Here is a 4,567-nt window from a genome sequence, read left to right on the forward strand (position 1 = left end):
TATTCTGCCTCGGGGGGGGTTGTGGGGGGGCCCGGGGGGCGGGGGGGCCCCGGGCCGGCCGGCGCTGGGGGGGGGGGGGCCGGGCCCCCCCCACGGAGGGGTGGCGGGGCCCGGGCCCCGCCGTCAACAATCCCACCGGCTGCTCACCCGGGCGCACGGCGGCGCCTCCCCGATCACCTCGGTGGACGGACCGGACCGCGGCAGCGCCCGATCTTCGCCACGGAGAGGGCCGTCCCTCCGTCGTGGGCGCGACAGCCGTTCGCCCCGCGCCCGGCCGTGCTCGGCCTCGTCACGGGCGCCAGGGCCTAACGTCCCATCCATGAGTGAAGATTCCCCGTCCCTCGTCCATCTGAACGGCCGGGCCGCGAGCACCGAGGACCTCGCGCCCCTCGCCTTCGCGGGCCACGCCCACTTCACCTCGATGCAGGTCCGCGGCGGCCGGATCCGCGGCCTGGACCTTCACCTGGAGCGGCTGCGCTCCGCCTCGGTGGAGCTGTTCGGCCGCGCCCTGCCCGAGGACCTGGTCCGCTCCCACCTGCGTACCGCACTCCGCGACGGACCGGCCGACCTCTCGCTGACGGCCACGGTGTACTCACCGGCCGGAGAGTTCACCGCGGCCGACGCGGAACCCGCACTTCTCGTGCGCACCGAACCGCCGTCCTCCGGCCCCGGCGGCCCGCTGACGCTGGCGGCGACGGAACACGAACGGTTCCTGCCCCACGTCAAGTACGTCGGCGAGGTGGCCAAGACGCACATCCTCCGCCGGGCCGTGGCCGAGGGCTACGACGATGCCGCCTTCCTGGACCGGGAAGGCCGGTTCAGCGAGGCGACCATCTGGAACCTGGCGTTCTGGGACGGCGATTCGGTGGTGTGGCCCGAGGCCCGAATCCTGACCGGAACGACGCTGTCCATCGTCCGCCGGCAGCTGGACCGGCTCGGAATCGGACAACGGGCCGCGCCCGTCACCCCTGACGGCCTCCCCGCCCTCGCCGGCGCGGCCGTCATGAACTCCTGGACCCCGGGCGTACCCGTCCACCGCATCGGCACCACCGAACTGCCCGCCGCGCCCCACTTCCTGGAAGTGCTCCACCGCGCGTACGAGGCCGAGCCGCTCGCCGCACCCTGAAAACGCACGGTGGCCGCCCCGGAACCCACCAGGGCGGCCACCGTCAGGACGGAGCCCGGCGCGCGGACGATGTGAGTGAGGGCCCGAGGGGGATCAACGCGCGATACCTGTGTCCGAGGGCGGCCCGGGTGGCGGATTCCCGTGTTGTGCCAGGAGATCGGTGATCCCCGCGCGGACGAACTCTCGGGCCTGTTCAGCGCGTCGGGCCCGCCGGTCGGCAGAAGCGGACGGGTTCTTCGGGAGGTCCATCCCGTATCTGCGTCGGCGGATGTCGTCCACGACGGCTGTCGGTGCCCCCATGGAGCGTAGTTCTTCGAGGGCTTCCTCTTTGGTGATCAACCGGCCGTCGCGTAGGGTCACCGATGCTCTCGCGAAGGTCAGCATCCCCAGGTCGACCCAGATGTCCTGGAGCCATAGTTCGGCCTTCACGTTGCTTGTCACCGGCAGCCAGTAGTCCTCCAGCTCGGCACGGATGAACTCGGCGAGCTCCTGGTCGCTCACCGTGGGCAGCAGGCCGACCGGTGGCGGTCCGCTCAGGACAACTGCCCCCAGGGCCAGTTCGCGTCGGCTCACCGGGGTGACGGGACGCTCGAACCACTCGCCCTGAGCCCAGGTCGGATGTCGCTGTGCCGTATCGGACGTGTCTCCCTGGGCCACATACGTGCAGTGCAGGGTCCGGGCAAGGGGGACGTCGGCGATCAAACGTCCATGGACGACTCGCAGTTGCTCTTGCTGCGCGTCATCGAGTTCCGTACCGACCAGCGCCACCAGATCGAGGTCACTGCGTCCTGGCTGGTAGTCCCCCAGAGCCAGCGATCCATGCGCCCAGAGAGCGACCAGCGGCACTCCGGCTCCGACATCGGACGTGAAGCGTTCGAGCAGAGGCTTCACAACAGCGGGGAGATCACGCATGGAAGTCGTCCTCGTGCGGAAGTCGGCAATGGCGGCGGACAATGCGAGCGGGTGTTCCTGTAGGCGGCCTGATCGACCGCCTACAGGAACACCCGGGCCATGTCCCGATCGTCTGCGTTGACGACGACCGGGACGGTCCGGAACACAAAGAGGGGAACTGATCGGCCCACCGGGCCTCAGCCCACGTACGCCCCGCTCGCCGTCAGCCGCAGCGCCGTGTCGATCAGCGGGACGTGGCTGAACGCCTGCGGGAAGTTCCCCACCTGCCGCTGGAGGTGGGAGTCCCACTCCTCGGCCAGCAGGCCCAGGTCGTTGCGGAGCGCCAGCAGCTTTTCGAAGAGCTGGCGGGCCTCGTCGACCCGGCCGATCATCGCGAGGTCGTCGGCCATCCAGAACGAGCAGGCCAGGAACGCGCCTTCGTCGCCTTCGAGACCGTCGACACCCGCGTCGTCGCCCTCGGTGGGGTAGCGCAGGATGAAGCCGTCCTCCGTGGACAGCTCCCGCTGGATCGCCTCGATCGTGCCGATGACCCGCTTGTCGTCCGGCGGCAGGAAGCCCATCTGCGGGATGAGCAGCAGGGAGGCGTCCAGCTCCTTCGAGCCGTAGGACTGGGTGAAGGTGTTGCGCTCCTTGTCGTAGCCGCGCTCGCAGACGTCCCGGTGGATGTCGTCGCGGAGCTCGTACCACCGCTCCAGCGGGCCCTCGACGTCCCCCGACTCGACCAGCTTGATCGTCCGGTCGACCGCGACCCACGCCATCACCTTGGAGTGCACGAAGTGGCGGCGCGGACCGCGCACCTCCCAGATGCCCTCGTCGGGCTCCTCCCAGTGCTTCTCCAGGTACTCGATCAGCTTGAGCTGGAGGCCCATCGCGTAGTCGTTGCGGGTCAGCCCCGTCATGTGCGCCAGGTGGAGCGCCTCGGTGACCTCGCCGTAGACGTCGAGCTGGAGCTGGTTGGCGGCGCCGTTGCCGACGCGGACCGGGGTGGAGTTCTCGTAGCCGGGCAGCCAGTCCAGCTCCGCCTCGCCGAGCTCGCGCTCGCCGGCGATGCCGTACATGATCTGGAGGTTCTCCGGGTCGCCCGCCACCGCCCGCAGCAGCCACTCACGCCAGGCCCGGGCCTCTTCCCGGTAGCCGGTGCGCAGCAGCGAGGAGAGGGTGATCGCGGCGTCCCGCAGCCAGGTGTAGCGGTAGTCCCAGTTCCGTACGCCCCCGATCTCCTCGGGGAGCGAGGTGGTCGGCGCGGCGACGATGCCGCCGGTCGGGGCGTACGTGAGGGCCTTCAGGGTGATCAGGGAGCGGACGACCGCCTCCCGGTAGGGCCCGTGGTACGTACACTGATCGACCCATTCCCGCCAGAACAGCTCGGTCGCCTCCAGCGATCCCTCCGGGTCGGGGAGCGCGGGCGGCTCGCGGTGCGAGGGCTGCCAGCTGATCGTGAAGGCCACCCGGTCGCCGGGGCCGACGGTGAAGTCGGAGTAGGTGGTCAGGTTCGCGCCGTAGGTGTCCGCCTCGGTGTCCAGCCAGACGGAGTCCGGGCCGGCGACGGCGACCGTACGGCCGTCCACCTTGTGCACCCACGGCGTCACCCGGCCGTAGCTGAACCGCATCCGCAGCTCCGAGCGCATCGGCACCCGGCCGCTGACGCCCTCCACGATCCGGATGAGCTGCGGCGCCCCGTCACGCGGGGGCATGAAATCGGTCACCCGTACGGTGCCGCGCGGTGTGTCCCACTCCGACTCCAGGATGAGGGAGTCACCGCGGTAGCGGCGCCGGTCCGCCGACAGCGGCTCGGTCCCTTCCGGCCTCGCCGGACCCAGACGCCAGAAGCCGTGCTCCTCGGTGCCCAGCAGTCCCGCGAAGACGGCGTGCGAATCGAAGCGGGGCAGGCACAGCCAGTCGGCCGTGCCGTCCCGGCAGACCAGGGCGGCGGTCTGCATGTCTCCGATGAGTGCGTAATCCTCGATGCGCCCGGCCACGTGCGTCTCCAGTCGAACGGCCATGTCGCCCCGTCCGGGGCGCTTACTGGGGGTGGGAGGGGGTTTCTGGGGGTCGTAGTGGAACCGACGAGTCCCGTACCGGTTGAGCGGGCCTGAGGTGCCGCCGTCCGGCCGTCTCGGCAGCGAGTGTCCGAGCAGGATACGACGCGGTACGAAGATCCGCGCGACGGTCCCCGCAACATCTCTGAGCTGATCGGGTGGGACGTGAAACGACTGGGGTGATGGTGTGACGTCCCTGTGCAGGGTGTGGCCGGAAGCAGCCTCCCCTCGTCGCTGTTACCCTGGTAGCCCGTGGACCGGTGGTCGTATCCGACAGCGGACGAGGCCCCCGAACCGCAGCGACGGCACCCCGGAATCCCCGGATCGGCGGCCGGTACGCACCTCACAACCGCGACCACGGGAGCCCCCTTTGGCTATGCAGCCCACATCCACGACGACCAAGCACATCTTCGTCACCGGGGGTGTCGCCTCCTCCCTCGGCAAGGGTCTGACTGCCTCCAGCCTGGGTGCGCTGCTCAAGGCGCGTGGC

The 4,567-nt window shown here is 70.4% G+C and carries 3 protein-coding genes and 1 pseudogene; 2 read left to right on the forward strand and 2 right to left on the reverse strand.

All coding sequences use genetic code 11. The annotated features are described in order from the left end of the window. Nucleotides 1–319: 319 nt before the first annotated feature. On the forward strand, nt 320–1,126 hold the full coding sequence (locus tag ACFWRT_RS37510) for an aminotransferase class IV family protein (protein WP_380956078.1): 807 nt from the start codon (nt 320–322) through the stop codon (nt 1,124–1,126). A gap of 93 nt (nt 1,127–1,219) precedes the next feature. On the opposite strand, the gene ACFWRT_RS37515 is transcribed toward ACFWRT_RS37510, so the two are convergent. Further along, nucleotides 1,220–2,038, reverse strand: coding sequence for a hypothetical protein (locus ACFWRT_RS37515; RefSeq protein WP_380956079.1), 819 nt, complete (start codon nt 2,036–2,038; stop codon nt 1,220–1,222). 176 nt (nt 2,039–2,214) lie between these two features. Then, on the reverse strand, nt 2,215–4,017 hold the full coding sequence (locus ACFWRT_RS37520) for a glycoside hydrolase family 15 protein (RefSeq protein WP_380956080.1): 1,803 nt from the start codon (nt 4,015–4,017) through the stop codon (nt 2,215–2,217). A 328-nt stretch (nt 4,018–4,345) separates the two neighbouring features. On the opposite strand from ACFWRT_RS37520, the pseudogene ACFWRT_RS37525 reads away from it, so the two are divergent. After that, a pseudogene (locus tag ACFWRT_RS37525) lies at nt 4,346–4,567 on the forward strand (hypothetical protein); the annotation flags it as partial.

Origin of the sequence: Streptomyces cyaneofuscatus (genome assembly GCF_042718795.1) — a bacterium.
Lineage (GTDB): Bacteria > Actinomycetota > Actinomycetes > Streptomycetales > Streptomycetaceae > Streptomyces > Streptomyces cyaneofuscatus_A.